General features: G+C 47.1%; 19 protein-coding genes and 1 riboswitch. Of the genes, 10 read left to right on the top strand and 9 right to left on the bottom strand.

Annotated features, from left to right (window positions below):
- Positions 1-512: 512 nt before the first annotated feature.
- Positions 513-1,760, bottom strand: coding sequence for a response regulator (locus QT994_RS24575; protein ID WP_333179226.1), 1,248 nt, complete (start codon positions 1,758-1,760; stop codon positions 513-515).
- A gap of 466 nt (positions 1,761-2,226) precedes the next feature.
- On the opposite strand from QT994_RS24575, the gene QT994_RS24570 reads away from it, so the two are divergent.
- From QT994_RS24570 to QT994_RS24555, 4 genes are all read left to right on the top strand, one after another.
- Positions 2,227-4,923, top strand: a complete 2,697-nt coding sequence (locus QT994_RS24570; protein WP_333179229.1) for an endonuclease MutS2 — start codon at positions 2,227-2,229, stop codon at positions 4,921-4,923.
- Between the two features lie 251 nt (positions 4,924-5,174).
- Complete coding sequence (locus tag QT994_RS24565; protein ID WP_333179222.1) at positions 5,175-5,780, top strand: DUF3038 domain-containing protein; 606 nt, start codon at positions 5,175-5,177, stop codon at positions 5,778-5,780.
- A gap of 94 nt (positions 5,781-5,874) precedes the next feature.
- A complete protein-coding gene (locus QT994_RS24560; protein ID WP_333179219.1) occupies positions 5,875-7,437 on the top strand; it encodes a DUF4335 domain-containing protein in 1,563 nt (520 codons plus the stop codon).
- Entirely contained in the window at positions 7,430-7,675 is a 246-nt protein-coding gene (locus tag QT994_RS24555; RefSeq protein ID WP_333179216.1) for a hypothetical protein, read from the top strand. The genes QT994_RS24560 and QT994_RS24555 overlap by 8 nt, the downstream gene beginning before the upstream one ends.
- A gap of 50 nt (positions 7,676-7,725) precedes the next feature.
- Here QT994_RS24555 and QT994_RS24550 read toward each other — a convergent pair whose 3' ends face one another.
- From QT994_RS24550 to QT994_RS24540, 3 genes are all read right to left on the bottom strand, one after another.
- Entirely contained in the window at positions 7,726-8,109 is a 384-nt protein-coding gene (locus QT994_RS24550; protein WP_333179214.1) for a VanZ family protein, read from the bottom strand.
- A 122-nt stretch (positions 8,110-8,231) separates the two neighbouring features.
- On the bottom strand, positions 8,232-9,578 hold the full coding sequence (locus QT994_RS24545; protein ID WP_333179212.1) for a DUF3370 domain-containing protein: 1,347 nt from the start codon (positions 9,576-9,578) through the stop codon (positions 8,232-8,234).
- A 152-nt stretch (positions 9,579-9,730) separates the two neighbouring features.
- Positions 9,731-10,654 carry a nucleoside hydrolase gene (locus QT994_RS24540; RefSeq protein ID WP_333179210.1) on the bottom strand — a complete coding sequence of 308 codons (924 nt, stop codon included), beginning with the start codon at positions 10,652-10,654 and terminating at the stop codon, positions 9,731-9,733.
- Positions 10,655-10,733: 79 nt separating this feature from the next.
- Here QT994_RS24540 and QT994_RS24535 point away from each other — a divergent pair, with 79 nt between their 5' ends.
- Positions 10,734-12,695, top strand: coding sequence for a S9 family peptidase (locus tag QT994_RS24535; protein ID WP_333179206.1), 1,962 nt, complete (start codon positions 10,734-10,736; stop codon positions 12,693-12,695).
- A 237-nt stretch (positions 12,696-12,932) separates the two neighbouring features.
- A complete protein-coding gene (locus QT994_RS24530) occupies positions 12,933-13,151 on the top strand; it encodes a hypothetical protein (RefSeq protein WP_333179203.1) in 219 nt (72 codons plus the stop codon).
- A gap of 210 nt (positions 13,152-13,361) precedes the next feature.
- On the opposite strand, the gene QT994_RS24525 is transcribed toward QT994_RS24530, so the two are convergent.
- The 4 genes from QT994_RS24525 to ntrB all read right to left on the bottom strand — a co-directional run bounded on the left by QT994_RS24525 (position 13,362) and on the right by ntrB (position 17,529).
- Positions 13,362-14,144 (bottom strand): universal stress protein, encoded by a 783-nt coding sequence (locus tag QT994_RS24525; RefSeq protein WP_333179200.1) that lies wholly within the window; start codon positions 14,142-14,144, stop codon positions 13,362-13,364.
- 46 nt (positions 14,145-14,190) lie between these two features.
- On the bottom strand, positions 14,191-15,030 hold the full coding sequence (locus QT994_RS24520) for a nitrate ABC transporter ATP-binding protein (protein WP_333044289.1): 840 nt from the start codon (positions 15,028-15,030) through the stop codon (positions 14,191-14,193).
- Between the two features lie 152 nt (positions 15,031-15,182).
- Positions 15,183-16,613, bottom strand: coding sequence for an ABC transporter substrate-binding protein (locus QT994_RS24515; protein ID WP_333179197.1), 1,431 nt, complete (start codon positions 16,611-16,613; stop codon positions 15,183-15,185).
- 67 nt (positions 16,614-16,680) lie between these two features.
- Positions 16,681-17,529 carry a nitrate ABC transporter permease gene (gene ntrB / locus QT994_RS24510; protein ID WP_333179195.1) on the bottom strand — a complete coding sequence of 283 codons (849 nt, stop codon included), beginning with the start codon at positions 17,527-17,529 and terminating at the stop codon, positions 16,681-16,683.
- A 100-nt stretch (positions 17,530-17,629) separates the two neighbouring features.
- A riboswitch (cyclic di-AMP (ydaO/yuaA leader) is annotated at positions 17,630-17,842 on the bottom strand.
- 165 nt (positions 17,843-18,007) lie between these two features.
- Here ntrB and QT994_RS24505 point away from each other — a divergent pair.
- The 3 genes from QT994_RS24505 to bchD all read left to right on the top strand — a co-directional run bounded on the left by QT994_RS24505 (position 18,008) and on the right by bchD (position 22,898).
- The gene (locus QT994_RS24505; RefSeq protein ID WP_333179192.1) at positions 18,008-19,201 is read left to right on the top strand and encodes a HAMP domain-containing sensor histidine kinase; all 1,194 of its coding nucleotides are present in this window, start codon (positions 18,008-18,010) and stop codon (positions 19,199-19,201) included.
- 108 nt (positions 19,202-19,309) lie between these two features.
- On the top strand, positions 19,310-20,758 hold the full coding sequence (locus QT994_RS24500) for a HAMP domain-containing sensor histidine kinase (protein WP_333179191.1): 1,449 nt from the start codon (positions 19,310-19,312) through the stop codon (positions 20,756-20,758).
- A gap of 34 nt (positions 20,759-20,792) precedes the next feature.
- Complete coding sequence (bchD, locus tag QT994_RS24495; RefSeq protein ID WP_333179188.1) at positions 20,793-22,898, top strand: magnesium chelatase ATPase subunit D; 2,106 nt, start codon at positions 20,793-20,795, stop codon at positions 22,896-22,898.
- 72 nt (positions 22,899-22,970) lie between these two features.
- Here the strand turns inward: bchD and QT994_RS24490 are convergent, their stop codons facing one another.
- Positions 22,971-23,294 carry a PEP-CTERM sorting domain-containing protein gene (locus tag QT994_RS24490; protein WP_333044283.1) on the bottom strand — a complete coding sequence of 108 codons (324 nt, stop codon included), beginning with the start codon at positions 23,292-23,294 and terminating at the stop codon, positions 22,971-22,973.
- Between the two features lie 575 nt (positions 23,295-23,869).
- Between QT994_RS24490 and QT994_RS24485 the strand changes: the two genes are divergently transcribed.
- Positions 23,870-24,508: a Bax inhibitor-1 family protein gene (locus QT994_RS24485; RefSeq protein ID WP_333179185.1), complete on the top strand. Its 639-nt coding sequence runs from the start codon at positions 23,870-23,872 to the stop codon at positions 24,506-24,508.
- Positions 24,509-24,555: the final 47 nt, after the last annotated feature.

Genomic DNA, 24,555 nt, shown 5'->3' with positions numbered 1-24,555 from the left:
AACCTATCTTTAGTTGAGTTTGAATATATCGATCGCTTCTGTTCTTAGTTTGCGATCGATTATTCAGCAAACCCTACATAACCGTGTTTTGTAGGGGCAGTCCCCTGTGGTTGCCCCTCTCCATGGAATTATTCATATTTCTATTCTCGACCTCTGCGTGAATCAGCGTCAATCCATTGTCATCTGCGGTTGCGAAATGATCTTTTTTTAACCGCAGATGAGGGCAGATTAACACAGATTAACGCAGATTAATTATATCAATCACAACCGGAATTGGGTTCCGACCTCTATTCACGAACGCCTATCTCACCACCGAATTAAAAATTGTTTTCGCCGATTATTCAAATTTCTTGAATATTAACTATCCTCTCTTTTCGATAACTTCTGCCATTCCCTATATTAAACTTTACATTTTAAAAAAATGAAGTCATTGTAGGGGCGGATACACCATAATCTCAGGCTAAAACAAACAATCTCAAAAACCCGCCCCCACCAACGGTAAATAGTATTAATTAGCTGTGACGCATCGGAATTTCTATCTGAATTTTAGTGCCTTTACCCGGTTCGGAAAAACACTTGAACTCTCCTTTGTGCTGCTCTACAATTATCCGATAGCTGAGAGCAAGTCCCGAGTAGATGGGCGGTTCCGCAGCTTGGGCAACCAAAAATGGTTCAGAAAGTTGCGCTGTGATATCTTTGCTCATAACCATGTCGTTATCAGCAATCTCAATAGAAATTCGCTCAGCATCGACCACCTGAGTGCTAATCAAAATCACAGGCTTAAATTTGATTGATTCCAACTCGGCCAACTCTTGAGCAGACTCTTCCAAAACATCGATCGCGTGATTGATGATATTCAGAAAAGCTTGATTGAGCAAACCTGCATAACACTCAATTTGTGGCAAATTGCCGAATTCTTTCATCACCTTGATGTCTCGCCTTCCCTCGCGAGCCGGCAAGCGGTGCTGTAACAACAACAGAGTATTTTCTAAACCGTCGGAAACATCGAATAACTGCCAGCCCGAGCGATCGCTGCGGGAAAAATCCTGTAGCGACAAGATTATTTGGCGGATGCGATCGCTCCCGGTACGCATGGAACTCACAATTTTTAATAAATCGTCGAGTACGAATTCGACATCCATATCTTGTTGTTTTTGCTGAATTTCAGATCCGGGCTCTACTAGCTCTTTTTGATATAATCGCAGCAGTTCAATTAAATCGGTAGCGTAGCTTTGGACGTGAGTTAGATTGCTGTAAATAAAAGTAATTGGGTTGTTAATTTCGTGGGCGATACCTGATACCAATTCGCCCAAACTAGACATTTTTTCAGTTTGCAGCATTCGATCGCGCGACAGCTCCAATTCTTGCTGGGTGAGAGCCAACTGCGCCCTCAACTCGCGCGATTGCTTAGAAGCGCGCACCCGCGCCAATAATTCCTGCTTAACTATGGGTTTAAACAGAAAATCGTCAAAGGGCGCATCCAATTCTGGAACTTCATCAAATTGCTCGGGTGTTGTCAGCAGAATAAAATAGGCTGCCGCCAATTCTCGATCGGCCTTCAGCAGCCGGCACACCTCCAAAAAGTTGATTTGAGGCGAAGTCCCGTCGCAAATTATCGCATCGGGGGACACTTCCCTCGCCAAGTCTAAACCCTCTTTGTCGTCGGAAACGACTCTCACCTGATGTCCCTCTTGGCCAAGTAACTCTTGCACCACTTGAAAAGTCACAGTATCCGCGACGATCGCCAGAATCTTTGCCATACTTCTATAATCTCCACAAATTACTTTTTAGGATACAACCGCCAGAATTGCGCTGACAGATTTAAAATTCCAAAATAGTTCAATTCCATCTAAAAACAGCCGATGCCCTATCCCTCAAAACCAAAAATAGCTCATACCATTTTAGATTTTATATTTTATACTAAAAAATTGGGAATGACTTACTGTATAATAATAGTTGGGAGCTTGCCTACAGTTGCATATTTTTTGGGGACTGGTATCACGAGAATGTATAATTTTAGACGGGTAATGCAAAAATGCAAATTTTCTCCTTCGTAATTAATGGTACATCAGAGCTTTCTGTCGAAAGACTGCTGAGGGCGATCGCAGATACTTTCTCAAATTGCGCCAGGAAACAATAAAAAACTTTAAAATTAATAAATAGTATCGTTAAATTCACCTTCTCGGTCAGCGCCTGGGAATGCCAATTACCAACACCACCTCAACTTTGATTCAAGCCGAAACACTAGAACTATTAGAATGGCCGCGCCTGTGTCAGCACTTGGCTACCTTCGCTGCGACCAAACTCGGCGTCGCCGCCGCCCTAGACCTCCAAATCCCGGCCACTCAAGCTCAAACAGCAGAACTCCTAGCCCAAACTCAGGAAACTTATCAGTTAGAGAGCCGCGCTGGCGGTGCTTTGAGTTTTGAAGGAATCCAAGACATCGGCACTTCCCTGCAGCGAGCCGAACTCCAAGGTTTGCTCAGCGGCGAAGAATTGCTGGCAATTGCTACTACCCTGGCCGGAGCAAGGCAATTGCGCCGGATAATTGACTCTCAGCCAGAGGTGCCGGCGCTCAAAGAACTGGCAGCCCAATTGCGGACTTATCCCGAACTAGAGCAAGAAATCCATCGCTGTATAGACGATCGCGCTCAAGTAGCAGACAGAGCAACTCCTAAATTAGCAGGAATTAGAGTTCAAATGCGACAGTTGCGCGATCGCATTTATCAAATATTGCAGGGGATTTTGCAGCGCCAATCCAACGCCGTACAAGAACAGCTAATTACCCAAAGAAGCGGACGCTTTGTCATTCCCGTCAAAGCTCCCCAAAAAGATGCCATACCGGGCATCGTTCATGATTCCTCTGCCAGCGGCGCGACACTCTACGTAGAGCCCCACAGCACAGTCAATCTTAACAACCAAATGCGGCAGTTGCTCAGACAAGAACAAGCCGAAGAAGAAGCAGTCCGCCGCGCCCTCACGGAGCAAGTCGCAGCAGTCAAACCCGATTTAGACAGATTGGTTGTGGTAGTTACAACTTTAGATTTAGCTGCAGCTAAAGCGCGTTATAGTTTTTGGTTGCAAGCAAATCCGCCGAAATTTATCGAATTGGGAGAGCCAGAATTAGCACCAAAAAATCCCGAAACAGAAGATGAGGGAAAAGAAGATGAGGAAAACTCAGAAAACAGTCAATTATTAATTCGCAACCTGCGATCGCAAATTACCCTGCGCCAGTTGCGCCATCCTTTATTAGTTTGGCAGCAACAGCACGAGCAAGGCTTTCCAGTCGTGCCGGTCGATTTAACGATCGGGCCGCACATCCGCGTCGTCGCCATCACCGGCCCCAACACTGGCGGCAAAACTGTCACCCTCAAAACCTTGGGCTTGGCAGCTTTAATGGCGAAAGCAGGAATGTTTGTTGCCGCCCGCGAACCCGTAGAATTGCCTTGGTTCGACAATATTTTGGCTGATATTGGTGACGAACAATCTTTGCAACAAAGTTTGTCTACTTTCTCCGGTCATATCCGCCGCATCAGCCGCATTTTAGAAGTTTTACAAAATAAATCATCGCAGGCTGAAGGGGAAGAAAAATCAAACCTGACAATTACTAATTCCCAACAGCAAGACGAAGAAGTCACAGATACACAGAACACTGTTTCTGCTCTCCCAATCCTTAAACCTAAATTACAAATTCCCCAACCCCAAATCCCAATTACCAAATCCCAATTACCAATTCCCAAATCTTTAGTTTTGTTAGACGAAGTAGGAGCGGGGACAGACCCCTCAGAAGGCAGTGCATTGGCGATCGCCCTGTTGCAATACCTCGCCCAACATTCCCTATTAACAGTTGCAACTACCCACTTTGGCGAACTCAAAGCCCTCAAATATCAAGACTCCCGCTTTGAAAATGCCTCAGTAGAATTTGACGACAATTCCATGCAGCCAACCTATCGCTTGCTGTGGGGAATTCCCGGACGTTCCAACGCCCTCACCATTGCCAAAAGACTCGGTTTGCTAGCAGAAATTGTCGAAGAAGCTCAAACCTATGTAGGGGGAGCATCTCAAGATGTCAATCAAGTGATTGCCGGACTCGAAGCACAGCGCCGGAAACAGGAGACTAAGGCCAGAGAAGCAACTCAACTGCTACACCAAACCGAAAAACTGCACAGAGAAGTTTCTCAAAAAGCAGCCGCTTTGCAAGAGCGGGAGCGAGAACTAAAAATAGCTCAGGAAGTGGCAGTAAATGAAGCGATAGGGTCGGCAAAATCAGAAATTGCTCAAATCATTCGTCGCTTGCAGTCGGGCAACCAGACGGCTCAAAATGCCCAAGAAGCGACAGAAACCTTAAATCAAATTTCTGAAAAACACCTGCCCTCTCGACAGCAACCGGCTAAACCCAAACCGAGTTTTATGCCGAAAGTGGGCGATCGCATCCGCATTCCCAGCTTGGGCCAAACCGCCGAAGTCCTCAGCGGCCCCGATGCTAACGAAGAGTTGAGCGTTCGGTTTGGGATTATGAAAATGACTGTCAAACTAGGAGAAATTGAATCCCTCGACGGTCAAAAACCCGAAACTAAAGCTCAATTAGCCAAGGCGGCCGCCCAAGCACAAGCACTCGCTACGGCTAAAGCTAAGCAAGCAGCGTCGGAACCTGCAAAACCCAATCCCGAAATTGCCATTCGCACTGCTAATAATTCGATCGACCTACGGGGTGCGAGAGTCTCAGACGCGGAAATCGAAATAGACAGAGCTCTTTCCAAGGCCGTGGAATACGGAGTTCTGTGGATAATTCACGGCAAAGGTACGGGACAGTTGCGGCGCGGGGTTCACGAGTTCCTCGCGAATCACCCGCAGGTTTCCCGCTTTGAGCTCGCCAGTCAAAAAGAAGGAGGTGCAGGTGTGACGATCGCTTATTTACATTGATTTGTGGCAGCCGGTGGCGTAGCATGGTTAGAAGTAAAAATCTCTGGGTTTTGCGGATTGTGATCGATCGAACTTGAAACCGCAACTTTTCACCCGCAACTCCGTCCAGCAGTTAGGATTGCCGGAATCAAAGCAACGAGCTATGGAGACAAATTAACAGATGTGCTGTTGCCCACAGGCCGCAAAGCTTTTATCACTGCATACTGTTTGATATCCTGCCTCAACCTGTCTTAATTTCCCGTGCTGAAGCCATGCGCTCGACCGTAAAGCCCTCCGCTCCCACAAACGAAACGGGCCAATCTCCCAACTGGGAAGAATTGACCCGAAAAGCACCAGAGCCTACCCAGTTGGACAACATTAAAGCCCAACTGGATTTAGTGCTGTTAGCCCTAGAAGCACTGGCAGAAATTGGCTCAGAGGCGATGCTCAAGGTAGCAGCCGAACTGAATTTAGAGCCAATGGTAGCCGATCGGGTAGCTTTGTGGCGGCTGCGCCAATCTAACCCGCTGCGGAAAGGCCATGGAGGGCGCAAAAAACTCGATGTGGAGGAAGCTCGATCGCTAGTTTTGATAAGCTGTCATTTGGCAAAACAGCACCAAGCTTTAATCCGCCGCGCTGTTGCTTTGCTCGAACAAATGGCAGAACAAAACCGCGAACCTCACACAATTGCTTTGCTGGGAGATTATATTGACAGGTTCAGCAACACTTATGGCTCGCGCATGGAAGATGCAGAAAATTTATCGGCCCGAGAACTGAGTGATTTGGCCCTCAAACTCCTGATCGATTTGCTGTTTTACAGCAGTCCCGGCGGCCACCGCCGCCTCTGGCTGGCTCTTCTAGACCGCGCTAAAAATTAAACAACAGCCAACAGTCAGTAGTCAGTAGTCAACAGTCAACAGTCAACAGTCAACAGTCAACGGTCAACGGTCAACAGTCAACAGACTTTCTGCTATGGTTCTCAAACGGTACACGCCCCCCACTTGCACGCTGGAAATTACAGCCAAAAGTTCGCCTCTATCTCGCTGGGCGGGCCAACCGGTGTTTAAATCTTTAAGTTTCGAGCTGCGACTCGACGACCCCAGGCTGCCAGATACCGAACACGTTACTCTCAGGGGCGATCGAATTCAACTCGAAACCCTCCACGAAGCTGTCAGCAACTACGTCCAAAACTTGCTCGGCGAATCCCGCGATTGGGAAAGCAACCTCAACTCTGAAACAGACCGTATCCCTGCGGGCCCAGACTCGCCAGAAGTCGCGCGTAATGCCGTTATATTCGATCGATCCGTCAACACTTCCGAACTAGCAACTTCCGCCCCGAACACTTCCTACCTTCCGGTTCCCCCCCGCTTAGAACCCCGCGGCTTGCTTGCCCACAACTTGTTTTTAGGCTCTTTGAGCGCCGTAGAATCCGGGCCGGTAGTTCCCTTAAGCACCCTGCAACTGTTTGACTTGGCAACAGCACTAGATGACTGCGCCGCCGAAGTGATGGCGCTTCCCAACCTCAACCGCGAGGCCCGACGACCGCTGTCCTCACCCTGGCTCAAGCTAGCAGCAATGCTGGTCGCGATGGCGGGTGTGACGACAGGAATTATCAAAATGCTCGATCGATCCGCCACCTCCCCGCAAACCGCCACAGCCCCCGCTCCAGAAAACCCCCAGCTAGCTGCTGGCGTGTCCCCCAGTCCTATTCCCGCCCTACCGACACCCCCAGCACCAACACCCGCAGCCACACCCGGTTTACCGCCCCTGCCGCCCCCGCCCATCAACACCGCCGCCTCCCCCAGCCCCAGCTTGCCTCCCGTCGCCCTCGCCCCAACTTCCCCCACCAACAAACCTAGCCCCATCCAGCAGCCGCCGCTGCTATTTCCCCCCAACGGCAGCGCAGCCAGCCCCCCCCAGAGCGCCCCAGCTTTCCCTCAAGGGCAAACAATCACAATTCCCGCCCCCGAAGAACCACCCATTGCCGCGCGCCCAGCACCCGCACCAGTACCCTACCTGCTACCCCCCCTACCGCCGAGACTAGCTCCCGCCGTACCGCCCCCCCTGCCGCCCTCCCTGTCTGCTTCCCGATTTCCCGTTCGCCCGCCGCAGCCTTTCCCCAGCCCCATCGAGCCGATTGTCCCCCCCGCCAGTACCGAACTCCCACCCCTTGAGGACGCTCAATCAACCACCGAGTCCAAGGACAACAACCAGGCCGCGGCGAGCCAAAAAAACCGCACTTTATTTGATACAATTCCTCAAGTTTCCGAAGCTAGAACTTACTTTGAGGAACGCTGGAAGCCTCCTGAAGGAATGGAACAAACTTTGGAATACAGCCTGCTGATCGATGAAAATGGATCAATTCAAAGTATTGTGCCGATGGGAAAAGCTGCAGCAGATTATATCGAGCAAATTAATATGCCATTAGTCGGCGAGCCGTTTGTTTCTGCCGTTTCTAATGGAAAAACCCCGAAAATTCGAGTGGTTTTGAGACCAAACGGTCGAGTACAAACCTTTTTGGAAGAGAGTGATTAAACGCTCTCAAACACATTGTGGAGATGGGAAATTCCGGTTAATTGCTAATCTTAAACAAGTTCAAAAAAATCCAATTTTAACGGTGGCTGCTGCAGCCAGCGTATTGGCAGTTGCACCAGTTTATGCTGCACATATCTCTTTACCCGTGCGGGCAGAGTCACCATTGACAAAAGTTGCTGACACTCGTCAACCGATGCTCATTGCACACCCTACAAACTTCCTTCTTCCTTCTTCCTGAAATCCGTTACATCCGTTACAGAATCAGTTGCCGAACTTCCTTCTATATCATCAATGCCCTTTTTTTCTATCCCAAACTTCTCCAATGCAATAAAAAACTGCAATCCCCGCAAAACTAGCTAAAAAATCTTCAATGCTAGCAGTACGATTGGGTAAAATCGCTTGCAGCATTTCTTCCGCAACAGTGAAAATAGTAAAAATTGCGGGCCCGAAAGGAATTGAATAATTAAACAAATTTATCTTTTTTTTGCCAGTTGCTCTATGGCACAGAAAAGATGCTATTCCGTACAAAATAAAGTGGCCGAGTTTGTCATAAGGCGGATGAGCGAGAGGAAAGTTGACTAAGTTCCCCGTATCTGCTAAAAGCATGATACTGAGAAGAATTAAAACGTACACAAAACAAGCAATAATCCAGAATTTTTTTGATAAGTTCATCTTTTTTTTGCCGATAGCAACTAGGGACAAATCAATTCCGCGCAGCGCAAAAATAAAAACACATCTGGTTAATTACGTATTGTATTTGTAGGTGTCTGCCTACCCGTAGCCGCGGGTTAAATTTAATTTGTTTTCACTGTCAAAACTTGGGGAGGCGACGCATCGGGCGGATAAATAAAATCCACTTCGACAAGTCGCTTTTCTCCCGCTTGCATCTCTAATTTTACCAAAGGTTCCCCCTGCTGTCCCCGCCGCTGCACTAAATGCACGTAGCGAGTTTGAGGCAGTTTACTGTCATCAGTATAGCGCACTCTGACCGTCCCCCTAAAAAAAGTTTGAGGTGCCGGAGGTTCTAAAAAACTAAGTCCTCCTGAAGTTAATTTGTCTGTCTTAATTGGAGTTTGAATCGCGACCGTTACAGTTTGATTTTTGCTGGTAGAATTGTACAGCGGCAAGCTGAGACTGTATTGAATTCCGTAATTGCCGTGGGCGCGGTATGCTGTATCTGGGTAGCGGACTAACATCCTGGCACTTTGCACTTGATTTGTGCCCAGCATTCCGCGCGGGAGGCTGCTTAATGGGTAGGAAAATGCTGTTCCGGGTTGGGGAATTGCTAGGTTTGATGTGGCTTGGTTGTCTGAGAGAAGTGCTCGCCATTGTGAACCTAATGCTACACCGGCAACTCGGCCGTAAATTACTTGACCTTCGGTGATTTCTGGCGGTGTGGGAGTTCGATCGCGCGGCCCGGCTATATTACCATTGTCTAATAAGTTTTGCCATTCTGCTAAGTTGGGCGATCGCTCGTTTCCCTGTGCGTCAACTCGGGCAAACATCGCGAGACTGGCAACATAGACTATACCATCGCTGCGTAACCGCATCAAAGTCGATCGACCGTTTAACGGCGGTACTAATCCCCGCACCGGTATCGGATGATTCATCAACAGTTCGCTTTTTCCCGGTGGAATAATTAACCCAGGCCCAAACTCTGACTGTCTTCTTCCTCTGAGAATATCATTCACAGCGCGGCTTCCCGGCCCCGCGTAAATATTACTGTTTGAATTATCGACTTGCGGCGGTAATTCAATAAAAGGTGCATCGGGTTGGCTGAGATAACTCGCAGCTTGCAATATATCTAATTTTACTGGTTTATTGCCCGGATTGTAAACAATTACTCCTTGATACAATGTTCGCAAATCTTCCGGCGAATGTGCGCGGGCGATGTGGTGGGCAAATATGTCGAAACGTCCTTCAAACGGAAAGTTTAAATGTGCCGCCGGAAATCTTTTACCCTCCGGGGGAAATGTCGAAAGCAAAATTCCTTCTTGTAGCACTAATTCGGGACTGTTGCTGTTAAATACTGGTATGTTGTCTAACTGTCCGGGGAGAGGTCGTACTTCTTGGATTTGGATCATTTCTTGAGGTGGGGAAGGGGTTTGGGCTAAGGGAATAATTGATAGAATTGGCAGCATTTTTTGATATTTTTCATGGGTTAGAGGAGATTCTTTTATTAACCGCAGAGGGCGCAGAGGGCGCAGAGGAAGAGAAGAGGAAGTAAATATTCGTGTCAGGCGGGTTGGGTACTGAGATTTTGCTCACTCGTCCCTAGGAGATATTGTGATTTTTACCGCGCCCACTGTTCTAATATGTAATTGTAAAATTTGGCGGTGTCTACTTTATCCATTGCTTGAATTTTTCGCCCTCCTATTTTAACTTGTGTGCGTCCTTGGCTGAGGCCTTCGGTAATAATTTCTGTTTCCCATTCTCGCAGTTGGTAAAATTCGGGATGCGCTAAATAAGCGGTTGCCAAAATGTCCCAAAAATAGTAATCTTGAGATATTGCGAGGGCATAACACTGTCCTGCTAAGTCGGAAATGGGATATTTGCGCTGTCTTGCTAAGAGATTGGAAAATTCTACAGTCAGCGGTACATTATTAGTGATATCTAAAGGACACATGACAACTGGAATTTGGGTTTGCCAAATTCTATCGATTGCTATCGGGTCCCAGTAAGCATTCCATTCCGCCGACATATCTTGTCCGGGTTCCATATCTTTGCTAACATTGCCGATAACATTTAGGGCGCCTCCCATCCAGACAATTTCTTGAATTTTGCTTTCAATTTCTGGCGCGATATCTAAAGCTTGCGCTACTGTTGTTAACGGCCCCGTTACCATTAATGTGACTGGTACGGCTGCATCTCGCAAAACTCGCACCATAAAGTTTTGTCCGGGTTCTGATATTAACGGCGTCTCAATGGTTCCTTTTTCATTTAGAATGGGAAGTCGATCGACTGCAAAGGAATCTCGCCGAAATAACACCGGAAATGGGTTGAGTCCCCGCACCGTACTCGCCGCCACCGGAACTTCTGAACGCCCCATCAAATCAAGGATTTTGCGCGTTGCACTCACCGCCGGTTGAATGTAGCAGTCCGCAGGAGTTACAATTACTCCCAGAGTTTCGACTTCCTCCATTGTCATCAGCAACACGACTGATAGATAGTCGTCAACTGCACCGTCGTGATCCATTAGCACGAGTTTTTTGGACATTTTGCTTCCCCGGTGACTGAATTAGTGTAAAGTACAAATATTAATTTTTTTGTGCGAGAAACACAACTGCCTCAACTATATGAATACAGTATCACCTTACGGCTCTTGGAAATCACCTATTTCTTCCGATTTAATTGTTTCTGGAACTGTCGGACTCGGGCAAATTGCTATTGACGGCGATGATATTTATTGGGTTGAGGGAAGGCCTTCGGAAGCGGGGAGAAGCGTCCTCGTGCGGCGCACTACTGACGGTAAAATCAGCGACGTGACACCCCCTCCTTTTAATGTTCGCACTCGCGTTAACGAATACGGTGGCGCTGCTTTTGCAGTTGCTGGCGGTGTTGTCTATTTTTCTCATTTTGCCGACCAACATATTTATACTCAAACATTAAATTCTCAACCAGAACCTTTGACACCTACTGCTAATTCTCGCTATGCAGATGCGATAGTTGACAAGCAGAGAAATCGCCTGATTTGCGTGCGCGAAGACCATGCAGGTGAGGGCGAACCTGTTAATACTATTGTTAGCATTAATTTAGATGACGGCGAAGATATTCAAATTTTAACTCAGGGCAATGATTTTTATGCTTCCCCTCGTTTAAGTCCAGACGGTTCTCTACTTTGCTGGATTTGTTGGAACCATCCAAATATGCCGTGGGATGGCACAGAATTGTGGGTGGCAGAAATTAATGCTGACGGTTCTTTACGGGAAAAATACTTAGTTGCTGGTGGGGTTGATGAGTCGATTTTTCAACCGGAATGGTCGCCCGATGGAGTTTTGTATTTTGTTTCTGACAAGTCTAACTGGTGGAATTTCTACCGCTGGCCATCGATAACCCCCCTCAATCCCTCCTTGGTAAGGGGGGAAGCAGAGATAGAAACCAGCTTGTGCGAAATGGCGGCTGAATTCGGACTTCCTCAGTGGGTTTTTGGAATGTCTACTTATGCTGTTGTCTCGGAAAGCAAAATTATTTGCACCTACACTCAGCAAGGCAAGTGGTATTTAGCGAGTCTCGATTTGACGACAAAGCAGTTGACAACAATTGACACGCCTTACACTGATATTTCGTCGGTCAAATCGCGGGGTGAAACTGTGGTTTTTCTAGCAGGTTCGCCGACTGAATCTACTGCGATTGTACAACTCAATTTAGCAACAAGCAAACTAGAAATATTGCGCCAATCGAGCAATTTAAGCATCAATCCGGGTTATCTTTCTGTACCGGAACCGATTGAATTCCCCACGGAAAACAATTTGACGGCTTTTGGTTTCTTCTATCCCCCGAAAAATCAAGATTTCGCAGCGCCTGCTGGTGAAAAACCGCCGCTTGTTGTTAAAAGTCACGGCGGCCCAACTGCTGCTACTTCTAGCAGCATGAATTTGAAAATTCAATATTGGACGAGTCGCGGTTTTGCTGTGCTTGATGTTAATTACGGTGGCAGCACTGGTTACGGCCGAGAATACAGAAAAAGACTGCAAGATAGTTGGGGCATTGTCGATGTTGACGACTGCGCTAACGGTGCTAAATATTTAGCTCAAAAAGGTTTAGTTGATGGCAAAAGAATGGCGATCGCCGGAGGCAGTGCAGGGGGGTACACCACTCTGTGCGCTCTTACTTTCCGCGATGTGTTTAAGGCCGGTGCGAGCTATTATGGAGTTAGCGATTTGGAAGCTTTGGCAACGGATACTCACAAATTTGAAGCGCGCTATCTGGATGGATTAATCGGGCCTTATCCTGAAAGAAAAGATTTGTATGTAGCTCGTTCGCCTATTCATTCCGCCGAACGTTTATCTTGTCCCGTTATCTTCTTTCAAGGATTAGAAGATAAAGTGGTTCCGCCCAATCAAGCGGAAATGATGGTAGAGATATTGAAAGCTAAAGGTTTGCCAGTTGCTTATGTCGCTTATGAAGGGGAACAGCACGGTTTTCGCCGCGCTGAAAATATCAAAAGAACTCTTGACGGCGAATTCTATTTCTATTCCCGGGTGTTTAAGTTTGAGTTAGCTGAACCTGTGGAGGAAGTGCAGATTTACAATCTTTAGAAAAAATTAAGTTTGCAGTTGCTCTGTTTGTGCTAAAAAGCAACTGCAAGCTTTAGCATATTTCGCAAATAGGGAATGTGATGTCGTTCACAATTTTTGCTGTTTGCTGTCACAATTTTTGGCTGTTGATTGTCACACTTTTTAAGGAAATACACTGACAGAATATCAGAGTGCGATCGCCTTTTGTTACCGCAGAAACGCCCGATCCCGCCATCGTCGAATTCAGACTTAATCGCTATGCAAACTCCTGTCCACCTGATTCCATCTGCTTTGGGCGAGCTGTTTGCCGAAGTGAATCAAAATGGGTACATTACTCTAGCCGATAGGTATGGTTTGATGGCTGCTATTTTTGACGAAAATTTGCCTGAGGAAGACAAACGCTCGATCGATCGGCTGCTGCGCTCTGTGTGCCGGGGAAAGATAAAATTAGTTAACGAACTGTCTATGATCAGATAAGTGCCGATAATTTTCCTTGACGATATTTTTTAAAATCTCCACAATCAAAAAAAGTCCTAATTGTCTCATAATTAGGACTTCGACCAAGGAAACCATTTTTAATTTGTGAGCGATATAGAACTTACACAAAAAAAGTTGGGCGCGCGAATTATAGTCGTAGGGTGCGCTGCACCTTACATAATTAGATTCTGGCCCAACGAGTGAACAAGTTTAACGTGCAGGTATAGTTGTCGCCAACTGTAACTTGCTCAAACTTTCTTCAGGCTGAACATCCATCTGATAGCTGAGTGCCGAAGGAACCCCGAGTACGCAGCACGGAAAATTATTGCCTAGTTCCCTAACCAGCCGATGGTTGCCAGAACCACAGCCCAAGAACAGTAAATTTGCTGATTCTAATTCAACCACATTTCTCAGTTCTGTAGCAACCCGCCCGATGCGTAAATGAGCTTTGAATAAACCGCGCCATTCCTCAGCCAAACACCGCGCTTGCCACAGCAACTTATCTGCTACCTCGTACTCATTATTTTGACCACAAGTTGCTGGGAAATAATGCGGATCTCTCCAATTTTTTTGCTGGAATACCGAGGGAATTTCGGTTGGTAAAGCGAGCGCAGGCACTGCACACTTAAGGGCGAATTTTTCCTCTAAATCAGACACTTTCTGTGCAGCCAAGGCATTTGCTACAGCCAATTTGCAAGTATCTTCGCGGTAAGTTTTTGGCGATTCGTCGATCACGTAGACGACTTGAACCGTAACTTCTTTAGTTGTTACTAAACGAGTTTGATGCGCCATCCAAAGGGTAATATCCAGAGCTATTTGACTTTGGGGAGAACTGTTGTAACCGACAATAAAATTGATTGTTTTTGCCTGTTTTGGGGATTGGGATTTCTTACAAACTGGTAATGTTGGCTCCGGCAGCAACACCATTTCTTCGGCTAAATTTTGGTATCCCAATGCACTTTCAAAACGCGCTAACATTGTTTTGAGATTCACAGGCTTAACCTCTCTTAAGTGAATTGTTATGTCGATCCGTCGGGTGTTATTCGTCTTGAGTAAAGTAGCGATCGAGAAAATTCAAAGCATAGTTGCGGAGTTCGTAATACTCCTGGGATTCCCGCAACTCTTGGCGATCGCGCGGGCGCGCAAACGGCACTGACAAAATCTCTCCTATTGTCGCCGCCGGGCCGTTTGTCATAAGCACAATGCGATCGGACATATAGATAGCTTCATCCACATCGTGAGTAATCATCATGGCAGCTTGTCTGTGATTTTCCCAGATATCCAGCACCTGTTTCTGCAACTTGCCGCGAGTTAAAGCATCGAGGGCTCCAAACGGTTCGTCCATTAATAACATTTTCGGTCGAATTGCCAAAGCTCGCGCAATCCCAACCCGCTGTTTCATGCCCCCTGAAATTTCGTCTGGATATTTATCGGCTGCCGATGTTAAGTTTACCATTGCTAGGTGTTCGTTGACAAGACTAATCTTCTCGGAACGGCTAAGACTTTGCAAAACTTCATCAACTGCCAGCCGAATATTTTCCCGCACCGTCAGCCAAGGCAGCAATCCGTAGTGCTGAAATACCATCATGCGATCGGCTCCCGGTTTGCGAATTTCTTTTCCTTCCAGTGTAACCATTCCCCCGCTCTGTTTTTCCAAACCTGCCACTATTTTTAGCAGCGTTGATTTGCCACAGCCAGAGTGACCGATTACCGAAATAAATTCGTTTTCTCCAATACTTAAATTGATATTTTCCAAGACGCTAAATTCTGTACCGTCACCATTTTTGTAAGACTTGAACAAATTGTCGATTTCCAGAAATAGACGATCACTCTTGAGGGAACTTTTGGTACTGGTAGAAGTAGAAGTGTATTGGCTCACGGTATTCTCCTAAAAAGTAGTAAAGTGTTAATTAAATTTTCTGGCTGTTGCCTAAATCCTAAAATTGGGCAGTCGGTTTCCACCGACTTTAGCTATTAGCCAGGGACTTAAGTCACTGGCGAGACGGTAGGAAAAGCGCCAAATCTCAAACATTAAGACTGAAAAAAAGACTGAGGGCGGTTTGCTCGAATTTCAAAACTATTCAAATAACCCACCGGATCGCTAGGATCAAATCCCTTTTTATCAATGAAAAGTTCCGCAGGTTCCACTTGGTAATCCTCCTTCGGACAATCGATCGCCATTTCGGCAACAATCTTGCGGTAAAGGTCGGTTCTCCAAGCTTTTTTAGCTAATTCTTCAGCATTTTTTGGCATTTCTTTAATGTGTCCCCAGCGAGCGGCTTGAGTCATCAACCAAATACTTTGAGACTGCCACATAAATGTTGAATGATTTCCCGGTATTTGAGGCAAATTCTTAGGAATGTCATAGAAAATAGTTGCATCTTCCGATTGTATGGTGCGGTCTTTTCCGTCAAACCCCCCATAGTTGTAGTCGCCAACTATTGCCGGTCGCGTAAATTTGTCGATCGGCCCTTTTTTCGGTTTCGCCCCCGTAAACGATCGCTCAGTCAGCAACGCCGCTATTTCATTGCGATTTTCCGGCTTGCTGCAATACTGACAAGCTTCCACCATTGCCTTAACCAGCGAGTAATAAGTCTTCGGATTTTCGTTAATGAATGATTCCATTACTCCCAAAACGCGATCGGGATGTCCCAGCCAAACTTCCTTGCCTTGCACGAAGGTAAAACCCACTCCCAAATTGCCTTGAATTGCCCGCGTATTCCAAGGTTCTGCCACCATGTAGGCTTGCATCGCCCCAATCCTGATGTTCGTTACCATCTGCGGCGGCGGCACAATAATTACCCGAAATTCTTTGAACGGATCGACACCGGCAGCCGCCGATATGTAGCGGACAAAGTATTCGTAAATCGCGGAACTCAGAACCACTGCCCAAACTCTTTTTTCCGGCGGTTGACTGTCAAAAAAGGCTCGAAATTGTTTGCCAAATTCTTCAAAATTGCCGTTGTATTCGTGCCACGGCCGTAAACCGAAATCCCACATCGCTTTGTTCATCGTCATAGCGTTGCCGTGGCGGTGAATTGTCATTGCCGCGCACAGGGGTGCGTGGCGCGCTCCTTCGGCCCCAATTCGGGCGTTTGTCACGGCACCGGATACGACTGGGGAGGCGTCGAGGCGGCCGAAGATTACGCCGTCGCGGGAGGTTGCCCAGCTTGCTTCGCGGTTGAGTTGGATGTTTAAACCGTATTTGCGGAAAAAGCCTTTTTTCCAGGCGATCGCAAATGGTGCACAATCGTTAACCGGCACGTATCCTACGGTTAAATTTGGTTTTTCTAAGGTTCGGGAATCGATGATCGGCTTTACGGCTGAGGCTTCTTCTGTGAGTCCTTTTGCCGATCGATCCGCACTAATTGCACAACCAGATAAAGCCATTCCCGCCGCCACCGAGCCCATTCCTTGCAAAAACTCTCGGCGGTTCCATTCAGTGGAAAACTTGTCACTCATATTTAATTTGACTAATGACTGTTGACTGTTGACTGTTAACTGTTAACTGTTGACAACTGCCAATAGACTAATGATTAATGATCGATCGATGCGTTACCAATTCCTGAACTTTGTCAACAGCAGCGTCGAGCAACAATCCAGTTAAACCAATTACAAACACCGCTAAAAATACCGAACTCAGGTTCAAACGGCTCCACTCATCCCAGACAAAAAAGCCAATTCCCACACCGCCTGTCAGCATTTCCACCGCCACAATCACCAGCCAAGCAATCCCCAAACTAATCCGCAAACCTGTAAAAATGTATGGCAAACTCGCGGGCCAAATTATCTTGGTAATCCGCCTCCAGCGCGGCATTTCCAACACTCGCGCCACATCCAGATAATCCTGAGAAACGCTAGAAACTCCCAAAGCTGTGTTGATAATTGTCGGCCACAAAGATGTGATGAATATGACAAAAATTGCCGACGGCTCTGCTAAATTAAAAATTGATAAAGCTATCGGCAGCCAAGCTAGCGGCGACACTGGTTTGAAGATTTGAATCAGCGGATTGAGCGCCATCATTGCCGGTTTCGACATCCCTATGAGAAATCCCACGGGAATCGCCACTGCTGCACCCAGCAAAAATCCCACCAACACCCGGCGCAAACTCGCTAGCAGCAGCCAGCCAATGCCTAAATCTCCAGGCCCGCGCTGATAAAATGGATGGAATATGTAATCTAAATTAGCTATTAACGCCTGATAAGGAGTGGGAATCAAATCGCTGTTGAAGCTGGCAACAATCCACCACAGGCCAAGAATTCCCAAAAAACCCGCCGTCGGCAACAAAACAGCATCTCGGATGACAACGGGTTTTACACGTTTCCACGTTGCAACTCCTGCAAGTGCGATCGCAGATAAATTAAGCTGTATGAACATTTCAATCTCCTTCAGAGTCAGGGCAGGTACAAGAATCTTGAACAATACCAACCTGAGACACTGACGAAGCCAAAAAATCTTTTTCAGAACATTTGGCTTTTCAGTCTCTTCTCAATGCCTGCGAAGTTAGCTGACGGGCTAGGACTGAGAGATGTCCTTCTCCTGAGATTTCAAAATCAAAAATTACACTTCAATTTGGGAATTTTTAACTTTGCTTTTTAATTCTGTAGAGATTCGCCCCGAAAATTGGTTCCTCCGCTCCAGCCACACGCTTGGTTTGATCGCGCAGTGCTGGATTAGGCTTGACTTTTTAAGCCAATTTAACATAAGCTAGCACGAGCGTATAATTCTGTCAATACGTCTTTAGGAGTAGCTATTTGTGGCGAAGCTAAAAAGTTGAGTGAAAATTCAAACAGTTAATTATTCAACTAACCTAGACATATAAAATACGATCGCTTACTTGATTTATATAAAAGCAATGATAGATTTTAGCCAAGCGCTACAAGATAAAATTGACATAATTACCGAAAACTGGATCGAATCTGTTCGGGGCGACGAGGAAATCCGCACCGCCAAGCAACTCACCTACGATTCCGTGCGCGACAGCCTTCCCATCGTACTGCAAGCGATCGTAACTCTGCTGTCCCAATCAGAAGACAGCGACATTCGGGCAGTCATACAAGAAAGTTTAGAGCACGGGACTGTCAGGGCACAACAAGGCTACGATGCCGAAGAAATTGCACGGGAATACCGCTTGCTGCGGAGGGTAATTTTCGAGGCTTTAGAGCCAGAATTGCTAAAAGGCTCAGCCGCTGAAGTAAACCGAGCTTATCGCTTAATTGACGCTGCCCTCGACGAAGCAATTGCTGACTGTTTCAAAACCTATACCGAGGCAAGACTCCAAGAACTACAGGATTTACAAAACCAATTGCAACTTACAAATCAAGAGCTGACTCGCTTACTTCGCGCCAGTCAAGAGAATCTATCTCACTTAGCTCACGAATTGAAAACCCCCCTCACCTCTATTATTGGCTACTCACAATTGTTTTTGCGCCAAAGAAACAATCCTGGACTTAAAGATTCTGCTCCCAATTTGGCACATATTGATAAAGTCCTCACCAACGGCAGACTGTTACTTAGATTAATTAACGATACTCTCGAAATCTCGCGGTACGACGCGGGACGCATAAAAGTGCAGCTAACTGCTACAAATGTGCGATCGGCGATCGGCACTGTTGTCGAAATACTCGATCCTTTGGCTAAAGCAAAAAATTTAGAGATCGCCGTTGAGTGCGATCCGGTTCTCGATCAAGTTATGACAGATTACTTGCGCTTGCAGCAAATTATCACCAACTTGGCGAGCAACGCCATTCGCTACACCCAAGCTGGTACTATTACCATAAAAACTGAATTATTGCCAGACCAACATTGGAGTATCTGCATCACCGATACAGGAATTGGGATTGCTTCCGAAGACTGCGATAAGATTTTTATGCCCTATTTTCGAGCCGACAACTCCCTGGGTTCTTGCATTCCTGACAGTACCGGCTTAGGGCTAGCAATTGTAGCTCGATTAGTCAACCTATTGCAAGGCAAAATCGAATTAGTTTCTCAAATAGGAGTTGGCTCCTCCTTCACTGTCACTTTTCCCTTAGAAATCGATGGATTTTAAACAAAAAATCCGCTTGAGTTGCCAAGTAAATGTTGCCTGTGCGATCGCAGCTTGCACGTTTTCCATTTAGTCACCTGACAAAATTAAAAATTAAAAATTAAACCCTCTATGCTTGAGGGAGTATACTACTTTTTGGCTCTTTTGTCAAGAAACTTAAGTGCTGGTTTTTGCAGCAACAAGCTGATATCGACTCATCAAGAGAGAGCCCGCACAGGGAAAAAATCACCTCAAAACTACTTCTTTTGGCCGGGTCGCGATCGCCAGAAGTTTGGTATGGCGATCGGGCGATCGCTCAACTACAATGAAGCATGGCCAATATCTGCCAAACTTCACCCCCACGCCGACATCATGGACTACAGCCAAGTGCTCGCCGACAAAACCGATACTATCGTCCAAAACTGGATTGAAGCAGTTCGTCTGGATCGGAAAATTGAAATTGCTGAGGCCCTACCGCACTCAGCAATCGAAAATCACATACCTTACCTGCTGGCGGCGATGGTCACAGTGCTTTCCCAATATCAAAACAGCGAAATAAAACTAATAATTGAAGCCAGTTTAGATCACGGATTTCTCAGAGCCGAACAAGGCTACGACGCCGCAGAAGTAGCCCGCGAATACCATTTATTGCGTCAAGTCATATTCTCCCAATTAGAAGCCGAATTGCTAGCAGGAAGCGTCGCAGACGTATTCAGAGCTTTTCGGCTGATAGATACCGTACTAGACGAAGCAATTGCCCACTGTTTCAATAGCTACGTCGCTCAGAGGCTGCAGGAACTTCAACAAATCCAAACTCAGTTACAACTCACCAATCAAGAACTCTCTCGCCTTGTCAGCGTCAATCAAGAAAACGTCTACCATTTGGCTCACGAACTCAAAACTCCTCTCAACTCAATTATTGGTTATTCCGAACTATTCTTGCGAAAAGAAAAATGGCAATCTGAAGTCAAAGATACCCTCCCCGGCATCGAACACATCGAGCGAGTATTGCGTAACGGCAGACAGTTGCTGCGCCTGATTAACGACGCACTAGAACTTTCTCGCGCCGACAGCGGAAAAATTAAACTTCACCTGCGGCCAACTAATGTACGATCGGTAATTAACACCGTAGTAGAAATGATGCAGCCAATGGCTGATGCTAAAGGATTAAAGCTCGCTATTACCACCGACTGCGCCCCAAAACAAGTAATCGCCGACGGACAGCGGCTGCAACAAATTGTGACCAACCTTCTAAGCAATGCCATTCGCTATACAGAATCCGGTACCATCGAATTAAGTTGCCACCACGCTGGAGAAGCAAATTGGGCGATCGCAATTACAGATACCGGCATTGGCATCGCCCCCGAAGATACAAACCGTATCTTTGACCCCTTCTTTCAAGCAGGAGAAGCCAGCAAACAGCTCTTTCCTGCCGAAAGCACGGGCCTGGGATTAGCAATAGTATCGCGGCTCGTCACGCTGCTGCAAGGCAAAATAGAGCTAGTATCAGAAATAGGAGTCGGTTCAACTTTTACCGTGATTCTGCCCCTAGAAGTTAAAATCCTCCAAGAAGTAAGCTAAACATTAAGTTCAAATTTTTACATCTGCAAATCCTATGCCCGCAGCCAACCTGAGCCCTTCCACCACAGCCTTTCCCCTCACCGCCGTAGTCGGGCAAGAAGCAATCAAACTCGCCCTGCTGTTAGCAGCAGTCGATCCCGGATTGGGAGGAGTTGCGATCGCAGGCCGCCGTGGCACAGCAAAATCAGTAATGGCCCGCGCCTTGCACTCCCTTCTGCCACCCATTGAAATTGTTAAAGATTCTTTTTGCAACGCCGAACCTAATGAAATTATTGCAGAACAGGCATCAGGCTTGTTACCAGAAAATGGCGGGCAAGATGTCCACACCACCGATACTAATTCCCCAAATACAGAAATAATTCCCACACCCTTCATTCAAATTCCTTTGGGTGTCACAGAAGACAGACTCTTAGGTTCCGTCGATGTCGAACAATCAGTAAAATTTGGTCAAACCGTATTTCAACCCGGACTCTTAGCCCAAGCAAATCGAGGGGTACTTTATGTAGACGAAATTAACCTCCTCGATGACAACATTTCTAACCAATTGCTAACAGTATTAACCGAAGGGCGTAACCAAATAGAGCGCGAAGGCATTAGCTTTCAACACCCCTGCAAACCTCTATTTATCGCCACCTACAATCCCGAAGAAGGGCCGCTGAGAGAACATTTGCTCGATCGAATCGCGATCGTACTTTCAGCCGACGCAGCACTCGAAATAGAAGAAAGAGTCTATGCAGTAGAACAAGCTTTATCCTACTCCAGCTCCCCCCAAGAATTTCTCAATCAATACAGCGAAGATACCGACAACCTCAAAACCCAAATCATTCTAGCCAGAGAATGGCTCAAAGATGTCAGCATTAAACGCGAACAAATTGCCTACCTAGTAGAAGAAGCCATCCGGGGCGGCGTTCAAGGACACCGCGCCGAAATATTCGCAGTCCGCGTTGCCAAAGCCGCCGCCGCCATCGAGGGACGCACAGAAGTTAACGCCGAAGACCTGCGCCGCGCCGTAGAATTAGTCATCGTGCCCCGCGCCACCATCATCCAAACTCCCCCAGACGAAAACTCTCCTCCTCCTCCACCCCCACCGCCTCCGCAAAAGCAGTCAGAACAAGAACAAGACGAACCAGAAAACGAGCAAGAAGACGAAGAAGACCAAGAGGATGAAGACAACCCGGAACCTGAAGAAGAACCAGAAAAAGATACCATTCCCGAAGAATTTCTCTTCGACCCCGAAGGCGTAATTCTCGACCCCAGCGTGCTTTTCTTCGCCCAAGCCGCCAACCGCCAAGGCAAATCGGGAAGCAGAAGCACCATTTTCTCGGAAGATAGAGGCCGTTACGTCAAGCCAGTCTTGCCCAAAGGCCCCGTCCGCCGCATCGCCGTTGACGCCACCCTCAGAGCCGCCGCACCCTACCAAAAAGCCCGCCGGGACCGGAATTCAGACCAGGAATCCACCGCCGGCTCAATCACAAATCGAGAGAAGCGTGTATTTGTCGAACAGGGAGATATTCGGGCGAAGCGCTTGGCCAGAAAAGCTGGAGCTTTAGTCGTATTTGTCGTCGATGCTTCGGGTTCGATGGCGCTCAACCGGATGCAGTCGGCCAAAGGTGCAGTCATGCAGCTACTCACAGAAGCTTATCAAAGCCGCGACCAAGTGGCTCTAATTCCCTTTCGCGGAGAACAAGCAGAAGTGCTGCTACCGCCGACTCGCTCGATAGCCTTGGCCCGCAAGCGTTTGGAAAGGTTGCCCTGCGGTGGCGGTTCCCCCCTGGCCCACGGTTTGACTCAAGCCGTGCGCGTGGGAGTCAATGCACGGCAGTCTGGAGATATCGGTCAAGTGGCGATTGTCGCAATTACTGATGGGCGGGGGAATATTCCTTTGGCTCGTTCTTTGGGGGAACCCATTGTAGATGGAGAAAAGCCTGATATTAAGAAGGAATTGTTAGAAATTGCGGCGAAAATTCGCGGGTTGGGAATGCAGTTGCTGGTGATTGATACCGAGAGCAAGTTTATTTCGACTGGCTTTGCGAAGGAATTGGCCAACACTTCTGGAGGGAAATACTATCACTTGCCGAAAGCTACCGAACAGTCGATCGCAGCTATGACTAAAAATGCTCTGCGTGACGCGATCGGCTAAAATCCTGATAGCCGCATTTATCTGCGTTTATCTGCGGTTAAAAATCCCAAAATTAGACTTTTTGCCAAAAGTCTAATTTTTAACTCTCGCTCTCCGGCGGCTCACCGCCAGCGAACCCGCAACTAAACCCAACCCTACCACCGTCGAAGGCTCAGGAATTCTTACGGGCAGAGGTACGCGGTTTGCCGTCCCCCGGTTCGGGGTTGAAGAAGTTGTACTTTGGGGGAGTTGACCGGTCTGAGCCAGCAGCCAATTTTCTGAACCCTGCCATGAAGTAGCGGTAGAAACGGCTCGGACATTAGCTGCAAGGGCAGCTTGACCGCCGGAAATAACGGCTGCGGCTAATAAAATTCCGGCTGCAGGTGGCAATAATTTGCGATCGAAAAAGGTGTACATTAGATATTACCTATTTGGCATTTTGTCGATAGAAGTTGATCTATTCATTAATTTTTTGGGTATCCTCTGTCTGAGCTACCTTAGCAATTAACGGAACCGATTTTAGATTTTAGATTTTAGATTTTATATTTTATATTTTAGATTATTGAATTTTCTGGTCCCTAGTTTCAACTAAGTCGCAAATCAAAAACCTAAAATCAAATCGATGAAAATGGGTCAATTCAAATGTGGTCCATGCCTCTAGCATATACTCCTTGATCCCCAATCGTAAATCCCCCCTCCAAAATTGATTGACTTCAGCTATATGTGATTTGATCGACTTTAAGCTAGCCCTTGGCCGCATATAGCCCCGACCCTTTAAACTTAATTATAGCTTTGCCACGAGGCGCAACGGTGCCAGACAGCTACACGGCACAGACCTGTACGCAGTCAATTATAAACAATCGATCCCTGCTTTGCAGTGATTTCACCCCCGTTCTTTATCAAATCTTTAAACTCTTTCAGGTTTTGCAAACAAAGTGTAAAGCTGTCAAAATGATAGATAGCAATTCTCAGCCAAAATTAGGTAAATCCTCGTGAGTAACACTAGCAATTTCCGCGAAGCCGTGCGCGAGGCCAAAAACCACGCGCTGGTAGGCCCCAACGTCATCTCCAACGCTCTACCCTTCGTGGGCGGCGGACTTGTCTTAACTGCTGTCGGCACCTACGGGGGCCTGGGAGTGATCCGCAACTATCCCAGAATCTTCTTTCCCACATTCATTGCCGCGATCGTCCTAGAATTAATTCTGTTCTTTGTCGCTCGCGCCGCCGCCGAACAAGGTAACAAAAATACCGCTTTGCCCCTGCTGGCAACCTACAGCCTGCTTTCCGGCTACACCCTCAGCGGATTGGTGTCTGTAGCCCTCCGAAGCCAAGGCGTCGGCATCTCCGGCATCGGTTTTGCCGCCCTCGGATGCGGCATTACCTTCATCGCCGCCCGCCAAATTGGCTCCAACTTGTCGGAAACAGACGGCATGGCCCTCACCAAAACTATCAGTTTAGGTGTCATTGCTTTGTTAGTCGTCGTTGGCGGTCAATTTCTGCTCTCTCTATTTGGCGTCTACACCCCAACTTGGTTGGAAATTGGCATTTCTGGCATCGGCGTGTTTATATTTGCCGGCGCTGCGATCGTCGATTTTTACATAAGACCTCTTGCGAAAGTGCGCTCGTTCTAGGTAAAATAAAAGAAAAAATTAGATTAATAATATGAATTACGAACAAT

Origin of the sequence: Microcoleus sp. S13_B4, from assembly GCF_036700885.1 — a bacterium.
Lineage (GTDB): Bacteria > Cyanobacteriota > Cyanobacteriia > Cyanobacteriales > Microcoleaceae > Microcoleus.
Note: the sequence above shows the minus strand (reverse complement) of the source record. Positions and strands in the feature narration are given on the sequence as shown.